Origin of the sequence: Streptomyces sp. NPDC050842 (genome assembly GCF_044456565.1) — a bacterium.
Classification (GTDB): Bacteria; Actinomycetota; Actinomycetes; order Streptomycetales; family Streptomycetaceae; genus Streptomyces.
The window spans coordinates 138,429-154,244 of record NZ_JBITGA010000003.1; the positions used below are offsets into that span (position 1 = coordinate 138,429).

Sequence of the window (15,816 nt, forward strand, 5' to 3'; positions counted from 1 at the left end):
TGCGGAACGGCCCGCGCCGCTTCAGTCAGCGGTGCGGGCCGTTCTCGGCGGAGGGCTGGGCTCAGATGCCCAGGTCCCTGATGATCTTGGCCACGTGGCCCGTCGCCTTCACGTTGTAGAAGGCGTGCTCGACGTCGCCGTTCTCGTCGACGACGATCGTCGAGCGGATGACGCCCGTCACCGTCTTGCCGTAGAGCTTCTTCTCGCCGAAGGCGCCGTACGCCTCCAGGGTCGTCTTCTCCGGGTCGCCGACCAGCGTGACCTTCAGGTTCTCCTTCTCGCGGAACTTCGCCAGCTTCTCCGGCTTGTCGGGGGAGACGCCGATGACGTCGTAGCCCGCGCCCGTCAGCAGGTCCAGGTTGTCGGTGAAGTCGCAGGCCTGCTTCGTGCAGCCGGGGGTGAGGGCCGCCGGGTAGAAGTAGACGATGACCTTGCGGCCCTTGTGGTCCGCGAGGGAGACCTCGTTGCCGTCCGCGTCGGGCAGGGTGAAGGCGGGGGCGGTGTCGCCGGGCTGCAGTCGCTCGCTCATGGCTCTCCTCGGGGGTGTTCGCGTACGCCTCCAGAGCCTAATGGCGGTCGGCTAATGGGGGTCGGGCGCGGCTCATCGGCGGTGGAGCTGACAGACTGTCCGTCAACGACCGGATACACGACTACGGAGGCAGCGCGGTGTCGGACGCCAGGACCCCTGCGCAGATCGAGGCGGACATCGTCCGCCGGCGCGAGCAGCTCGCCGTCACTCTCGACGAGATCGGCATTCGGGTGCACCCGAAGACGATCATCGGGGACGCCAAGGCCAAGGTCGCCTCGACGGTCGACCAGACCGCCGGCCGCGCCTTCGTCGCCGTCAACCGGGTCGTCTCGGACGTGAAGGCCCGTTTCACCCACGAGGACGGCGCCCCCCGCCTGGAGCGGATCGTGCCGGCGGCGCTCGTCGCCGTCGCGGTGGTCGGGCTGATCGCCGCGTCCTCCCGCAGAAGCAAGGGATGACCCCTCCCGGCCGCGGGCGACACGCCCGGGCAGGTAGGTTCGGACCGTGAGCGAGAACACGCACGACAAGCTGCCCATCCGGATGCTCCACGACCGGGTCCTGGTCCGCACCGACTCCCCCGAGGGGGAGCGGCGCTCCGGGGGCGGCATCCTGATCCCGGCGACCGCCGCCGTCGGCCGTCGTCTGTCCTGGGCCGAGGTGGTCGCGGTCGGTCAGAACGTCCGGACCGTCGAGATCGGCGACCGGGTGCTGTACGACCCCGAGGACCGCGCCGAGGTCGAGGTGCGGGGCACCGCGTACGTACTGATGCGGGAGCGCGACCTGCACGCGGTGGCCGCGGATCGTTTCCAGGGTGCGACGGATTCGACCGGCCTGTACCTGTAGGCCCACGGCTTCGTGAAGGCCCTGGTGACCGCCGTCACCAGGGCCTTTGCGTGTTCTTTGCTAGTCTGGGGACACCCGACGAGACGCGCCGTACCGGGATGACGACAAGACGACGCACTCCTGTTGTCCGTCTCGCGGAGGTGTCGTCGTCATGGCCTGGGTTCTTCTCGTCATCGCTGGTCTGCTCGAAGTCGGCTGGTCGATCGGGATGAAGTACACCGACGGCTTCACGCGGCTCTGGCCCAGCGTGTTCACCGGCGCCGGGATCGTCGCCTCCATGCTGCTGCTCTCGCACGCCGCCAAGACGCTGCCCATCGGTACGGCGTACGGCGTGTGGGTCGGTATCGGTGCGGCCGGTGCGGCGGTGCTCGGCATGGTGGTGCTCGGTGAGCCGGCGACCGCCGCCCGGATCTTCTTCGTCTGTCTGCTCCTGGTCGCCGTGGTGGGTCTGAAGGCGACCTCCGGTCACTGACGAGGGGTGCCGGGAGTGGGTAGGGGGCTGCGGGAGACCGCGGCCCCGGGGCCCGCCTCGCCCGTCAGGTACGACTCCTCCTCGCCGTCCGGCACGGGCGGTTCCGGTGGCATCTCCTCCGCCCCCGGCATCAGCCGGAGGTCGAAGTCGCGCGGTGGCGTTCCCGTCAGCGCATCCCGGGTGAACTGGGCCCAGATCTCGGCCGGTGCGCCGCCGCCGTTGATCCGGGGCTGTCCGAGCGCTCCGTACAGCGGTTCCTGGCGTCCCGATTCGGGGTCCTGGCCCATCAGTGCGACGACCGTCGCGAGTTCCGGGGTGTAGCCGGCGAACCAGGCGGCCTTGTCGTCCTCCGCCGTGCCCGTCTTGCCCGCCGCCGGCCGCCCCGCGACCTGCGCCGCCGTGCCGGTGCCCGTCTCGACGACGCTCCGCAGGATCGACGTGGTCGTGTCGGCGGCCTCCCGGCTGACCGCTTGCCGGGCCGGGCGGGAGGGCAGGTCGATGGTCTCGCCGCCCCTGGTGACGGCCTCGACGAGGGTGTACGTGCCGTGCCGGCCGTGCGCGGCGAGCGTCGCGTACGCCGAGGCCATGTCGAGGACGCTGGCGGTGGCCGGGCCGAGGGCGATGGAGGGGGAGGCGGTGAGGTCGGGGGTGGAGCCGGGCAGGCCGAGGGCGATGGCGGTCCGCCGTACGTGCGCGGGGCCGACGTCGACGGCCATCTGGGCGTACACGGCGTTCACCGACAGGTCGGTGGCCTCGCCGACGGCGATCTCGCCGTAGCTGGCGTCGTCCTCGTTGGCGGGGTCGTAGGGGCTGCCGCTCCAGCCCTCGACCGGGCGCCGGTTGGTCCCGTCGTACAGGGTGTACGGGGTGATGGGCATCCCGTACTGGGTCTGTGCCCCGCTCTGTACGGCGGCGGTGAAGACGAAGGGCTTGAAGGTGGAGCCGACCTGGTAGTCGCGGCGGGTGGCGTTGTTGACGTACTGCTGGGTGTAGTCGATGCCGCCGTACATCGCGAGGACCTTGCCGGTCGCCGGGTCGACGGCCGCCGCCCCGACGCGTACGTAGCGGTCGGCGGGGGCGCGGTGCGGGGCGAGCAGGGAGATGACCCGGTCCTCGACGGCCTGGACGAGCGTCTCCTGCTTGGCGCGCTCCAGGGTGGTGGTGATGCGGAAGCCGCCGCCGGCGAGGGTCTTCTCGTCGATGACGCCGCGGCCGGTCAGGTACTCCTCGACGGCCTGGACGAGGTAGCCGCGCTGTCCGGAGAGGCCGGTGGCGGGGCGGGCGGTCTGGGGGAGGGGGAAGCGGGCGGCGGCGCGGTCGGCGCGGCCGAGCCAGCCCTCGGTGACCATGCCGTCGAGGACGTAGTTCCAGCGGGCGACGGCCTTGCCGTGGTTCTCGGGGTGGGTGGTGACGTCGTAGGCGCTGGGGGCCTTGAGGAGGGAGGCGAGGTACGCGCCTTCGGCGGTGTCGAGCTGTTCGACGTCCTTGCCGTAGTAGGCGCGGGCGGCGGCCTGGATCCCGTAGGCGTTCCGGCCGAAGTAGCTGGTGTTCAGGTAGCCCTGGAGGATGTCCTCCGCGGGCTTCTCGCGGCCCAGTTTGATCGCGATGAAGAACTCCTTGGCCTTGCGGGTGAGGGTCTGCTCCTGGCCGAGGTAGTAGTTCTTGACGTACTGCTGGGTGATGGTGGAGCCGGACTGGCGGCCCTTGCCGGTGACGGTGTTCCAGGCGGCGCGGACCATGGCCTTGGGGTCGATGGCGCGTGAGGTGTGGAAGTCGCGGTCCTCGGCGGCGAGGACGGCCTGGCGGACGCCGAGGGGGACCTGGTCGAGCCGGACGTTCTCGCGGTTGACCTCGCCGTCGCGGGCGATGGGGCTGCCGTCGCGGTAGAGGTAGACGTTGGACTGGGCCAGGGCGGCGGCGTTGGCGGGCGGGATGTCCACCAGGAGGTAGCCGGTGACGAAGGCTCCGGCGAGGAGCAGCGCACCGAGCAGGGCGAGGCCGAACAGGGTCCGCAGGACGCGTCGGAGGCGTCCGGCGCGCGGGGGACGCTTTCGCGCGGGAGGTGGCGGAGCGGAGAGGGTGGGGTCCCTCGGCTCCCAGCCCGGACGGGATGGCCGGGGCGTGTCGCTCGTACCGGAGGAAGGGGGCATGGCACCCCATATTGCCCCGGAAGGTGACGAAAGTCGGTAACGCGACCCGAAAGTGACACCAAGGCGGCGCGAAAACCGCTCGCGGTGGGGAGTCGTGCCTCGCTAGGGTCGTGCGCTTCGGCGTTTTTCGGCGCATTGCGCACGTTTGCGAGGAGGAGAGGCATGCTGCGGCTGTACGCGACGGTGGCCGCGGGTGGCTTCCGGCGCCATGCGACGTACCGGGTGGCGACGGCGGCGGGGGTGTTCACCAACACCGTCTTCGGCCTCATCCTGTCGTACACCTACATCGCCCTCTGGGACGAACGCCCGCAGCTCGGCGGCTACTCCGTGGACGACGCCCTCGCCTATGTGTGGATCGGACAGGCGCTGATCACCGTCTGCGGGCTGATGGGCGGAGGTTTCGAGGAAGAGCTGATCGAGCGGATCAGGACCGGGGACATCGCGGTCGACCTCTACCGCCCCGCCGACCTCCAGACCTGGTGGTTCTCCGCGAACCTCGGCCGGTCGGCCTATCAGCTGCTCGGCCGCGGGGTCGTCCCGATGGCGGTCGGCGCGCTCGTCTTCGACTTCACGCTGCCGCAGGGCCCCGGGACATGGCTCGCGTTCCTGGTGGCGGTGGCGCTCGGCGCGACCGTCAGTTTCGCGATCTGGTACCTCGTGGCGATGAGCGCGTTCTGGCTGCTCGACGGCCAGGGCGTGGTGCAGGTGGCCTGGCTGGGCGGCCTGTTCTTCTCGGGGATGCTGCTCCCGCTGAACGTCTTCCCGGGCGCGCTGGGCGAGGTGGCGCGGGTGCTGCCGTGGGCGTCGATGCTCCAGGTGCCGGCCGACGTGTACCTGGGGAAGTACGAGGGCGGGCGCGAGCTGGCGGGGGCGTACGCCTTCCAGGGGTGCTGGGCGCTGGTGCTGTTCGGGGCGGGGCGCGCGGCGCAGGCGGCGGCGACGCGGAAGGTCGTGGTGCAGGGTGGCTGAGGACGTACTCCGTACGGGTGGGGCTGAGGACCTACTCCGTACGGGTGGGGCTGAGGACGTACTCCGTACGGGTGGGGCTGAGGACGTACTCCGTACGGGTGGGGCTGACGACGTACTCCGTACCGGTGGGGAGTCGCGGCCCCGCACCGGGCCCTTGGCCGACTCCTGGCGTACGTACCGGATGGTGGCCGGGATGTGGATCCGGTCGACGATGACGTACCGCTCCTCCTTCGCCCTGACCCTGGCCACCAGCTTCTGCGTCACCTTTTTCGACTTCGTCGTCATCCTGCTGATGTTCGGTCAGGTGAAGGGCCTGGGCGGCTTCTCCTTCGCGGAGGTCGCGCTGCTGTACGGGACGACGGGCACGTCGTTCGGGCTCGCGGACCTGACGATGGGGTCGCTCCAGCGGATGGGGAAGCGGGTCAGGGACGGCTCGCTCGACACGTTCCTGATGCGCCCGGCGCCGCTGCTCGCGCAGGTCGCGGCCGACAAGTTCGCGCTGCGCCGGTTCGGGCGGGTGTTGCAGGGACTGCTGGTCCTGGTCTGGGCCCTGGTCCTGCTGGACGTGACCTGGACGCCGGTGAAGGTGCTGCTCCTGCCGGTGATGCTGCTCTCCGGGGCGGTGATCTTCTCGGCGCTGATGGTGCTGGGCGCGTCCGTCCTGTTCTGGGTGCAGGACGCGACCGAGGTCACGAACTCGTTCACGTACGGCGGGAACACGCTGCTCCAGTACCCGCCGACGATCTTCGCGCAGGAGCTGGTGCGGGGGGTCGTGTACGTCGTCCCGCTGGCGTTCGTGAACTGGCTGCCCGCGCTGTACGTCCTCGGCCGGCCGGCCCCGGCGGGCGTGCCGGGCTGGGTGGTGTTCGCGTCGCCGCTGGTGGCGGCGGTCTGCTGCGGGGTGGCGGGGCTCGCGTGGCGGGCGGGAATCCGTTCGTACCGATCGACAGGAAGCTGAGGCTCGTACATGTCCGACGTCAGGCCGTTCATCGAACTCGACTCCCTGGAGAAGACCTTCACGGTCCGCCGCAAGGAGGGTCTGCTGCGGCGGTCGAAGCGCGAGGTCCGGGCGGTCGACGGCATCAGCTTCGGCGTGGAGCGCGGGGAGATGGTCGGCTACATCGGCCCGAACGGGGCGGGGAAGTCGACCACGATCAAGATGCTGACCGGCATCCTGACGCCCAGCGGGGGCCGGTTGCGGGTCGCGGGCATCGACCCGGCGCGCGAGCGCACCCGCCTGGCGCAACGGATAGGAGTGGTATTCGGCCAGCGGACGACGCTCTGGTGGGACCTGCCGCTGAAGGACTCGTACCGGCTGATGCACCGCATGTACCGGATTCCCGACGCCCGCTTCCGGGAGAACCTCGACCGCTGCGTGGAGCTCCTGGAGCTGGGCGACCTCCTCGACGTACCCGTCCGGCAGCTCTCCCTCGGCCAGCGGATGCGCGGCGACATCGCGGCCGCCCTGCTCCACGATCCGGAGGTGCTGTACCTGGACGAGCCGACGATCGGCCTGGACGTCGTGTCGAAGGCGAGGGTGAGGGAGTTCCTGAAGGAACTGAACACGACACAGGGCACGACCGTCCTGCTCACCACCCACGACCTGACCGACATCGAGCAGCTGTGCTCGCGGGTGATGGTGATCGACCACGGGAAGCTGATGTACGACGGGGAACTGGCCGGGCTTCACGCGGTCGGCGAGAGCGAGCGGCTCCTGGTGGTGGACCTGGAGCGGGAACTGCCCCCGATCGAGGTGCCGGGAGCCCGCTTCGTACGGAGGGAAGGCCCCCGCCAGTGGCTGGCCTTCCCGGCCGCGTCCTCGGCGGCGCCACTGGTGGCGGCGGTGGCGGCGAGGTACCCGCTTCTCGACCTCTCGGTGCGGGAGCCCGACATCGAGGCGGTGATCGCGAAGATGTACGGGGGAACTCGCGAGGAGCGCCGGGAGTCCCTGATGTAGGGATGTAGGAGGTCGAGTCCATTGGTGAGTTTCTCGTACACGGCGGCTGACGAGGAGAAGAGCAGAGGCGTCCGGCGGATGAAAACGCTGGCGACGTCGCTGCTGGTGGCGGTGGCGGTGATCTACGCGCTGGCTACGTGGGCGCGGAGCTCGGGGGCAGGACCCTGGGCGGGTTACGTGGCCGCGGCGGCGGAGGCGGGCATGGTCGGCGCGCTGGCCGACTGGTTCGCGGTGACGGCCCTCTTCAAGCGCCCGCTGGGTCTGCCGATCCCGCACACGGCGATCATCCCGACGAAGAAGGACCAGCTGGGCGCCTCGCTGGGCTCGTTCGTCGGCGAGAACTTCCTCTCCGCGGACGTCGTACGGGGCAGGCTCCAGGCCTTCGGCATCGGCCGGCGGCTGGGGACGTGGCTGGCGGACCCGGCGCACGCGGACCGGGTGACGGCGGAGGCGTCGACGGCGCTGCGGGGCGCGCTGACGGTGCTCCGCGACTCGGACGTGCAGGCGGTCGTGGGCGAGGCGATCACGCGCCGGGCGGAGTCGGTGGAGATCGCCCCGGGCCTGGGCAAGACGCTGGAGAAGATCGTCACGGACGGCGCGCACCACCGCGCGGTGGACCTGGTCTGCACGCGCGCGCACGACTGGCTGGTGACGCACGGCGACTCGGTCATGGACGCGGTGCAGGGCGGCGCGCCGGGCTGGACGCCTCGTTTCGTCGACAAGCGCATCGGCGAGCGCGTCTACAAGGAACTGCTGCGCTTCGTGACGGAGATGCGTGACATGCCGGCGCACCCGGCGCGCGGCGCGATCGACCGCTTCCTCACGGACTTCGCGGCCGACCTCCAGGCGGACACGGACACGAGGGCCCGCGTGGAACGCCTGAAGGCGGACCTCCTGGCCCGGCCGGAGATCCAGGACATCATCGCCTCGGCCTGGTCCTCGATCCGGACCCTGATCATCGCGGCGGCCGAAGACGACCGCAGCCAACTGCGGCTGCGCGCCCGCGCCTCGCTGATCTCCCTGGGCAACCGCCTGGCGACGGACGCCCGCCTCCAGTCGAAGGTCGAGGGCTGGGCGGAGGACGCGGCGGCGTACGTGGTCACGACGTACCGGTACGAGATCACGTCCCTGATCACGGACACGGTCGCCGGCTGGGACGCGACCCAGACGTCGAAGAAGATCGAGGCCAACATCGGCCGCGACCTCCAGTTCATCCGCATCAACGGCACGGTGGTGGGCGCCCTGGCGGGCCTCCTGATCTACACCTTCAGCCACGCACTGGGCGGCTGAGGGCACGAGGCCGGACCTGAGGTGTCAGCCCTTCACACGGGTGACGGCCCAGGAAGCGGCGGCCATGCCCCCGGCGACGGAGAACACGGCGGGCCAGGCCCCGATCTTCTTCGCGAGCGGATGGGACCCGGCGAACGCGGCCACGTAGGCGGTGGTGAGCCCGGCGGCCACCTTCGCCCCACCGACCTGCTGCCACTCCCGAGCGGCAAGAGCCCCGGCCCCGGCGAGCACGACCCCACCGAGCGGCCGCTTCTTGGTCCACCGGGCAACGGCATAACCACCGACGAGCCCGGCGGCGGCTATGGCGGGGGAGGGGATGCGGGGCATGGTGGGGGGCCTTTCGGTCGGTGAGGTATCGGCGCATACGAGCCTAACGAGGGGTCGCGCGGGGCTGGGGAACAGGCCTGCTTCTGGTGGGGCCGCCCTCTTTCCGAGTGTGGCGTCCTCCACCACCGCGTCAAGGGCAAGTCGGCTCCGCCGATGGCCTGCGGCCACCCTTGACCCGGCGCCGGAGGCCGCCTGTTCACACTCGGAGGGCGGCCGGGGGCGTGGCCACGCGGGTGCCCGGGCATCGCTCCGGCTGCGTGAGCGGCTCCCGGCCCGGTGGGTGGGGGCTTGGCTAGCGGTCGGGCCGGGTGGGCATCTTCGGTCGGTCCGGGGTGCGCGGTTGTTGAATGGGGCGGCCCGGCGGCGCTTAGCGTCGGACGGCCGGTTGATTAGCGGGGCTTCAGGCCCCGCTGGTCATTCCCGGTGGGTGGAGACGGCCCTACCTGCAGTTACTCCGGGTAGTTTGAGGCGTGAATGTGGCAAGTCGGGCATATGACCCGCGTTTCGCTGATCGATCTGCACCAATGTCCCGCCCGCCTCGCCTCGCCGGGCCTCTCCACCCACCCAGAGTGATCAGCGGGGCCTGAATCCCGGCCAGGCGACGGCCGTGACTCGCTAAGCCAAGTCCGGCTGCCTCATTCAACGACCGCGCACCCCGAACCGACGGAAGCTGCCCACCCACCCCAGCTACGAACCAAGCCCCCACCCACCGGCCCGACGGGCGCCCACCGGCCCCGGATACTGCCCGAAGCCCCGGCGACCCCGGCCCCCGGACCGCCCTCCGAGAGGTCTTTCGCTCCTGGAGCTGCCGGGTCAAGGGTGGGCGCAGCCCATCGCGAAGCGACGCCGTAGGCGCCCTTGACGCGGTGGTGGAAGGTGCGACTCTCGGAAAGGGGGCGGTCCCACCAGAAGCCCACGAAGCCGGCCCACTCGAAGGGGCCTGCCCCAACCCGAAGTCAGATGTCGTGCTGGAGGCTGTTGCCCCGGCCCTTAACGGGCCATGCAGGCGTAGAGATCGTGCTGATGAGTGGGAAGTTCTCGACGGACTTGCTGCGCTTTCAGCCTGGCAAGCTCGCCGTCGATCGCTAGGACGACTTGCGGCCACGGCAGGTTCAACGGGCTGAAGAGACTCCAGAAGGGATACGCGAATCGTGCCAGGGCGCTCACGCCCAGGCGTGCCGCCTGGGCATCGATCGCTCCGATCACCTTGCGGGTTGCCCATCCAGCTCCGCGTGAGGCCGGGAGAATTCCGTTCCCGACGAGGAGGGTGGCCGTGCGGACCGCATCCAATGTTCTAGGGGGTACTCCTTCGCTGAACGGGCCGTAGACGAGCGGGTTCCAGTCGGCGCGTGTGCGAGCCCACGCAAGGCGCTCCAGTCCGGTGCCGAGGTCGACGGCCAGACGGTGTGGGTGGGCGGTGTTCCACAGCAGGACTATGTCGCCGAGCGTGAGGTCGAGGTGTCGGAATCGCAGGGTTATGCCTTCGACCTGCCGTCGGCGCCATGGGGTGAGCGTGCCGTAGATGCTCAGGTGGCGGGCGTGGAAGCCGAGTTGGGAGAGGACGGTGAGCCAGCCGTCGAGGATGGCGCCGTACTCTTCCATGCTCTGTATGGGCTGGACCCGGGAGATGTTGACGAAGGAGGTCAGAAAGCCGTCCTTCAACTCACCTGCGGCGTCCCGTTGGCCTGTGAAGCGGACGACCGGCTGTGGGATGAATCCGCTTCGGTGAGTAAGGGGTCGGCCATCTTTGAGGAGCGGGTCGAGCGCCTGGACGGCGGAGACGGTCAGTTCGGTCTCGCGCCCCCACCGCAGGGGGAGGCAGACGTCACGAGGGGCGCCGTCCTGTGCGAAGCCGAGCTCCAGGGAATCGAGCAGCTCCCGCCACGTGGGCGGTCTGCGAGGCGGTCGGTAGGGAGTTCCGCGATGCGGGTGAGTGATCTCGATGTGATGGCCATCGACGGTGAACTCCCAGTGAGGGCCTAACGCGGCGCGCAGTACGTCAGGTATGTGCTGGGCCAGCTCGTCTCCGACTGAGCTGGTCGCGCGGGTCAGCACGCCCGGGTCGCCATCGCCTGGAAGTGGCGCACCGGGTCGAAGCGCTGCATCCCCACAGTCTGGACGCGGCGGTGGTCGAGGTTTTCCGCCTGCTCGATGGCGTCGGCGAGTCTCTGCGCCGCGGTCTCGTCGTCCTCCTCCGGGTTGACGACGGCGACCGCGCCAGTCTCTTCGCACAGGGCGGTGTGAGCGCAGGTTCCTTCCCGCCAGGTCAGGGCGGCCATTGGCGTGCCGGCGCGGAGGGATTCTCCGAAGACGGCGGCGCCGGCTTCCACGTACGGCCGGGCGTACGTGTAGACGAAGACTGATGCCTCGGCGATGGCGGCGGTCTTGGCGGGGCCGCCGAGTTCGCCGACCCACTTCACGTGGTCGGCGGTGAGGAGGCGCTCGTGGCGACGGACGTACGTCTCGTCGAAGACGGGGCCGACGATCCGGATGCGTCGGCCGAGGATCTGCGCGGCGCGGGCGGCGATGTGGGGCGCCTTGTCCTCGTCGATCCGGCCGAGCCAGACGAGATCGGTGCCGGCGACGGCCGGAGGCTCCTCCTCGTCGAGGCCGAGGTGGACGGCGAGTTCGGGGATCGGCTGGTGCTCCGCGTACCGCTCCATTATCTCGGGCGAATAGCAGTAGAGCCGCGACCGCTGGGCGTCGAAGGCGGTGGGGCTGTGCTGGAAGACCGGCGAGTGCTGGAAGGTGGCGACGTCGCAGTCCAGCTCGCTCCAGGTCCGCGTCCAGGCGGGAAGCGACGGGTACTCGTGGCCGACGACCAGAAGGTCGTACTTGGTGTCGCGCAGCTCGCGCTCGGCGAGCGATCCGGGGGTGATGTCCTCCAGGCGGACCGGCTTGCGGACCCAGTCGTTCTCCAGGTCCGCGAGCCAGCCCGGCCCGAGGAGGTGTACGTCGGCGCCTGCGGCCCGGGCGCCTACGGCGACCGCCCACAGCCATCGTTCGATCCCGCCGTAGCCGGCGGGCGGAAAGGCGTAGCTACCAGGGAAATCGCAGACGCCGACGAGCACGTTATGCCTCCGGTGTTCCGTCCGCCTTGATCCGGCGGAAGCCGAGGTACGGGAAGAGGGATTCGGGCAGGACGAGCGAGCCGTCCTCCCGCTGGCACTGTTCGAGGAGCGCGGCCAGGGTGCGGCCGACGGGCAGGCCGGAGCCGTTGAGGGTGGCGACGAGCTTGGGCTTGCCGTCCTCGCCTCGGGTCCGGATGTTGGCGCGGCGGGCCTGGAAGGTGCCGAAGTTGGAGACCGAGGAGATCTCCCGGTACGTGTTCTGGCTCGGGATCCAGACCTCGATGTCGTACGTGAGTTGGGCGGAGAAGCCTGTGTCGCCGGCGGGCAGCTTGATGACCCGGTAGGCGAGGCCGAGTTCCTTCAGGCACGCCTCGGCGTGGCCGACCATCGTCTCCAGTTCGGCGTCCGCCGTCTCCGGGTCGACGATCTTGACCATCTCGACCTTGGCGAACTGGTGCTGGCGGATCAGGCCGCGGGTGTCTCGGCCGTACGAGCCGGCCTCGGAGCGGAAGCACGGGGTGTGGGCGGTCATGGCCAGCGGCAGCTCGGCCGGCGGGATGATCTCGTCGGCGTAGAGGTTGGTCAGCGGGACCTCGGCCGTCGGGATGAGGAAGAGCTCACGGTCGGCGACGCCGGTCTTGAACAGATCCTCCTCGAACTTCGGCAGCTGGCCGGTACCGGTCATGGTCTTGCGGGTGACCAGGTAGGGGACCGCGTACTCGGTGTACCCGTGGCGGCGGGTGTGGATGTCGAGGAAGAGCGTGGCCAGCGCCCGCTCCAGAGCGGCGCCGGCGCCACGCGAGACCGCGAAGCGCGGCCCGGACAGCTTGGTCGCCCTACCGAAGTCGAGGAGGCCGGTGGCCTCGCCGAGATCGACGTGATCCTTCGGCTCGAACGCGAAAGCGGGAGGAGTGCCGACGCGCCGCATCTCGACAGCGAACTCCTCGGAGTCACCGTCGGGGGCCGAGTCGTCCGGCAGGTTCGGAATGCTCAGGAGCAGGTCCCGCAGCTGGCTCTCGATCCCTTCCTGGCCGGCCTCGATCTCGCGGATCTGGTCCTTCAGCTCGCGGGCGCGCTCCTTGAGCTTGCTGATGTCGCCGCCCTGCTTGGCCGTCTGCTGGACCTCGCTCGCCACTCGCTTGGACTCTGCCCGCAGCTCGTCGGCCGAGCGGATGTTCTGGTTCCGACGAGACTGGAGGGACTCCAGCTCGGACAGGTCCAGGGAGTAACCGCGACGAGCGAGCCGACGAACCGCGTCGGCACCCATGTCGATCAGGGCGCGGGCATCATGCATGAGGAAGATCCTTCTGATCCTGCGAGTGGGATGGGGATACGGAATCGACGGTAGCAACCGCCGAGCCGTCCCCGTTCCGGAATATCCCCCAGCCGCCGATGCCGCCGGTGCGGTCCTGAACGCCAGTTTCAAGATCGTTCATCAGCGTTGCGATGAATTCCGGCAGCTCCATGTCCGGGATCGTGAAGGGCTCGACGTACGGCGCCTCCGGAAAGAACAGAGGCATGGCCTCGCCGGGAGCCCGGTCACGGTGCCACAGGAGCACCGAGACCAGCAGCCCATGGGCCACCAGGACGCGTGGACCGGGATGCTCCAGGGCCGCGAGCACCCCGGTGAGCATCCTGCGGATGCCCTCACGCTGCGACTCGCTCCCGCCGGGCGGGCACTCACGGGTGCCGTGGCCGTCGAGCCAGACGGCGTACTCCAGAAACGGTTTTCCCTCGAATTCCCCGTAGTCGAGTTCGTTCAGCCGAGGATCGATGATCAGTTCCGGCCCGGGGACCCCCATCAGCAGGTTGGCAGTCTGCTGGGCGCGGGGGAATTCGCTGGCCAGCCACGTTTTCACGCTGTGGAGGGGCACGCTGCCCCATCCCTTGTTCAGCGACCGACGGCCTTCATCGCTCAGGCGGATGGGCTTGGTCGGATCGCCGTTGACGAGATAGCGCCGGCTGTAGTTCGTCTGTCCGTGGCGGAGGACGTACGTCGTCATGATCGGTTCCTTGGGGTCATCGCCGACAGCTGTGCGAGGACGTCGGCCATCCTCGGCGCGCGCGGATCACCGGTGTCGAGGTAGAAGAGCAGGCCGTCCAGGGCCAGGGCCCTGCACCATGGCGCCAGGAAGGGCACGGGGATACGGGAGACCCGGGCCGCTGCGGCCAAGCGAGCGTCTGTGCCGTGTCCGAGGTCGTAGTACACGGCCCAGAAGGCCCAGTCGAAGGCCGCGTCGCCCACCATCGGGAGGGGATCGATCAGGCGGGGGTGGCCCAGCCAGTCGAAGAGCACGTTCTCTCGGTAGAGATCCGCGTGCAGGACGGTGGACCGAGCGGAGTCCTCCTCCAGGGCCACGAGGGACGGGAGGGCCGCGTCCACATGCCCCTGCCACGGGCCGACGTCGACCGATTCCAGTCGGCGCCGCACCCGAGGGCGTACCTCCTGGTGGAGGTACGCGGTCAGGGAAGGAAGCTCACGCAGCCGGCGCCGACGGCGGCCGAAGGTGTGGAGCCCCTGGAGGGCGGCGGCCACAGTAGGAAGCTCGCGAGGCGGTCGCTCACCACCACCAGGCTGGCCTCCGACCATCTCCAGGGCCGCCACGGCCAGGTCGTCCGCCGCCTCGACGACGCCCGCCGTCGGCCCACCCGCCCACAGGCGTAAGGCGGTGACCTCGTTGCGGAAACGGGTGGGATCGGCCCACGCCTTGAGGAGCAGCGGACGTCCGTCGAAGGTTCCGGCCGTGACGACCACCGAGGCGTGTCCGGCGTCGTGGTACGCCCCGAGCGTGAGCTTCCAGCGCTCCGCCGCGCGCTCCATCAGCGTGGGCACGACGTCGAGCCAGCCGGAGACTCCCGGGCCATAGTGCGTGACCAGGCGCCGCCGGCATTCCGCGGAGACCTCGCCGAGCGTCCGCCTCTCCATCAGCTCAGCACGATCCCGTCAGAGACCAGCTCATCGGTCAGCGCCGGGAACTCGGCCATGGCCTCCGCCACCATCGCCTGTACCTTGTCCACCTCGGCGTCCGGGGACGACAGACGGACGAGGACGCGCCACGGCTGGTCGAGGCGCTGCCCGGTCGTGCTCACCAGGTGGACCTCGGCGTGGCCGTCCGTCGCCTCGTGAAGCCGCTCGGCGAGCCGGCGGGCGGCGATGTTGTAGAGCTTGCCCACGTGGTAGACGGGGTTCTTGCCGTTGGCACCCTCCAGGTTCATCGGCCGCAGGGGCGTGATGAGGCCGTTGACGCGGTTGCCGCGGCCGACGACACCCTCGTCGCCCGACTCGATCGAGCTGCCGGTGTAGGTGAGGTACAGCTCGTCCTTCTCCGGCACATCGCGAGCGTTGAGGCGGAAGCGCGCCTCGGCGCCCGGCAGCCGGAGGCCGGCCAGCCGGTGGCACTCGGCGAGGACGCTCTCGGTGTTGCGCACGTACTCCGCGCGGCTGGCGACGAGCCGCGACTTCTGCGGGACGCAGAGGACGACGTCCGCCTGCTCGCCGTCCCAGTAGCCCATGAGCTTCACGTCCGATCCGCACCACGCGTGCGAGAGGGTGAAGTCGCTCTCGCCGGAGAAGTGGTCGACCAGCTCGCGCACGAACGACTCGAAGACGTTCTCCGGCGCCCAGCCCGTTCCCAGGGACGTGTCGTTGGACAGTCGCACCCGCCGCTCCCGCAGGTCCTCGATCGACCGCGGGTTGAACCACCGCGTCCGGTCGGGCACCTCGTCGCCCGTGAGGACGGCGCCGGGGCTGGAGTTACTGGTGATGTTGAAGGTGATGTCCAGGTGGTCCGAGACTTCGGGAAGCCGACGGGTGAAGAACGCCCGCACCTCGGCCTCCACGATCTCCTCCACGGGGATCCGCTCGCCGCCGCACATGGGCGCGGCACGCCCGTTGACGAGGACCCTGACCGGGGCGGCCATCCGGCCGGCGCCGTAGCGGACCTCGCTCGCGCCGCCGAGGAGGGCGAGCTTGTCGAAGTTGTGGTGCAGCACCGCGCCGAAGCGCTCGACGGTGTAGCGGCTGTACGCGCGGGACAGCCGCTCGGCGAGGTGGTCGGCGAGGGTGTCGGGGTGGCCGAGGCCCTTGCGCTCGACGATGGTCGTCGAGTCGGGCTTGGCCATGCCGGTGTCGATGACGAGGTGGCTCTGATTGATGGTCGTGCTCGTACGAGGCATCACGAACTCCCGTTCACGGGGGACAGCGCGGA

General features: G+C 70.0%; 15 protein-coding genes, 1 pseudogene and 1 riboswitch. Of the genes and pseudogenes, 7 read left to right on the forward strand and 9 right to left on the reverse strand.

The features are described from left to right. Positions 1 to 61: 61 nt before the first annotated feature. Positions 62 to 529, reverse strand: coding sequence for a thioredoxin-dependent thiol peroxidase (gene bcp, locus ACIBG6_RS09845; RefSeq protein WP_399222067.1), 468 nt, complete (start codon positions 527 to 529; stop codon positions 62 to 64). A 137-nt stretch (positions 530 to 666) separates the two neighbouring features. On the opposite strand from bcp, the gene ACIBG6_RS09850 reads away from it, so the two are divergent. The 3 genes from ACIBG6_RS09850 (at position 667) to ACIBG6_RS09860 (ending at position 1,844) form a co-directional block, all read left to right on the forward strand. Further along, positions 667 to 987 (forward strand): DUF3618 domain-containing protein, encoded by a 321-nt coding sequence (locus ACIBG6_RS09850; protein ID WP_399222068.1) that lies wholly within the window; start codon positions 667 to 669, stop codon positions 985 to 987. 46 nt (positions 988 to 1,033) lie between these two features. After that, positions 1,034 to 1,372 (forward strand): co-chaperone GroES, encoded by a 339-nt coding sequence (locus ACIBG6_RS09855; RefSeq protein WP_317595701.1) that lies wholly within the window; start codon positions 1,034 to 1,036, stop codon positions 1,370 to 1,372. Between the two features lie 50 nt (positions 1,373 to 1,422). After that, a riboswitch (guanidine-III (ykkC-III) riboswitch) is annotated at positions 1,423 to 1,491 on the forward strand. Positions 1,492 to 1,523: 32 nt separating this feature from the next. Continuing rightward, positions 1,524 to 1,844, forward strand: a complete 321-nt coding sequence (locus tag ACIBG6_RS09860; RefSeq protein ID WP_329623237.1) for a multidrug efflux SMR transporter — start codon at positions 1,524 to 1,526, stop codon at positions 1,842 to 1,844. On the opposite strand, the gene ACIBG6_RS09865 is transcribed toward ACIBG6_RS09860, so the two are convergent. Continuing rightward, positions 1,838 to 3,994 (reverse strand): transglycosylase domain-containing protein, encoded by a 2,157-nt coding sequence (locus ACIBG6_RS09865; protein ID WP_399222069.1) that lies wholly within the window; start codon positions 3,992 to 3,994, stop codon positions 1,838 to 1,840. The genes ACIBG6_RS09860 and ACIBG6_RS09865 overlap by 7 nt on opposite strands. 165 nt (positions 3,995 to 4,159) lie before the next feature. Here ACIBG6_RS09865 and ACIBG6_RS09870 point away from each other — a divergent pair, with 165 nt between their 5' ends. The 4 genes and pseudogenes from ACIBG6_RS09870 to ACIBG6_RS09885 all read left to right on the forward strand — a co-directional run bounded on the left by ACIBG6_RS09870 (position 4,160) and on the right by ACIBG6_RS09885 (position 8,210). Continuing rightward, on the forward strand, positions 4,160 to 4,963 hold the full coding sequence (locus tag ACIBG6_RS09870) for an ABC transporter permease (RefSeq protein ID WP_399222674.1): 804 nt from the start codon (positions 4,160 to 4,162) through the stop codon (positions 4,961 to 4,963). 181 nt (positions 4,964 to 5,144) lie between these two features. Then, positions 5,145 to 5,921, forward strand: a complete 777-nt coding sequence (locus ACIBG6_RS09875) for an ABC transporter permease (RefSeq protein WP_399222675.1) — start codon at positions 5,145 to 5,147, stop codon at positions 5,919 to 5,921. 9 nt (positions 5,922 to 5,930) lie between these two features. Beyond that, positions 5,931 to 6,920, forward strand: coding sequence for an ATP-binding cassette domain-containing protein (locus tag ACIBG6_RS09880; RefSeq protein ID WP_399222070.1), 990 nt, complete (start codon positions 5,931 to 5,933; stop codon positions 6,918 to 6,920). A 2-nt stretch (positions 6,921 to 6,922) separates the two neighbouring features. Next, positions 6,923 to 8,210: pseudogene (locus tag ACIBG6_RS09885) on the forward strand (DUF445 domain-containing protein). Between the two features lie 24 nt (positions 8,211 to 8,234). On the opposite strand, the gene ACIBG6_RS09890 reads toward ACIBG6_RS09885, so the two are convergent. The 7 genes from ACIBG6_RS09890 to ACIBG6_RS09920 form a co-directional block, all read right to left on the reverse strand. Next, entirely contained in the window at positions 8,235 to 8,537 is a 303-nt protein-coding gene (locus ACIBG6_RS09890; protein WP_399222071.1) for a hypothetical protein, read from the reverse strand. Between the two features lie 990 nt (positions 8,538 to 9,527). After that, positions 9,528 to 10,592: a hypothetical protein gene (locus ACIBG6_RS09895; protein WP_399222072.1), complete on the reverse strand. Its 1,065-nt coding sequence runs from the start codon at positions 10,590 to 10,592 to the stop codon at positions 9,528 to 9,530. Then, positions 10,586 to 11,608, reverse strand: a complete 1,023-nt coding sequence (locus ACIBG6_RS09900) for a glycosyltransferase (RefSeq protein ID WP_399222073.1) — start codon at positions 11,606 to 11,608, stop codon at positions 10,586 to 10,588. Before ACIBG6_RS09900 ends, ACIBG6_RS09895 begins: the two co-directional genes overlap by 7 nt. 1 nt (position 11,609) lies before the next feature. Then, complete coding sequence (gene serS / locus ACIBG6_RS09905; RefSeq protein ID WP_399222074.1) at positions 11,610 to 12,902, reverse strand: serine--tRNA ligase; 1,293 nt, start codon at positions 12,900 to 12,902, stop codon at positions 11,610 to 11,612. Then, positions 12,895 to 13,611, reverse strand: a complete 717-nt coding sequence (locus ACIBG6_RS09910; protein ID WP_399222075.1) for a histidine phosphatase family protein — start codon at positions 13,609 to 13,611, stop codon at positions 12,895 to 12,897. Before ACIBG6_RS09910 ends, serS begins: the two co-directional genes overlap by 8 nt. Further along, a complete protein-coding gene (locus tag ACIBG6_RS09915; RefSeq protein ID WP_399222076.1) occupies positions 13,608 to 14,534 on the reverse strand; it encodes a phosphotransferase in 927 nt (308 codons plus the stop codon). The genes ACIBG6_RS09910 and ACIBG6_RS09915 overlap by 4 nt, the downstream gene beginning before the upstream one ends. After that, positions 14,534 to 15,784: a methionine adenosyltransferase gene (locus tag ACIBG6_RS09920; RefSeq protein WP_399222077.1), complete on the reverse strand. Its 1,251-nt coding sequence runs from the start codon at positions 15,782 to 15,784 to the stop codon at positions 14,534 to 14,536. The genes ACIBG6_RS09915 and ACIBG6_RS09920 overlap by 1 nt, the downstream gene beginning before the upstream one ends. Between the last annotated feature and the right edge of the window lie 32 nt (positions 15,785 to 15,816).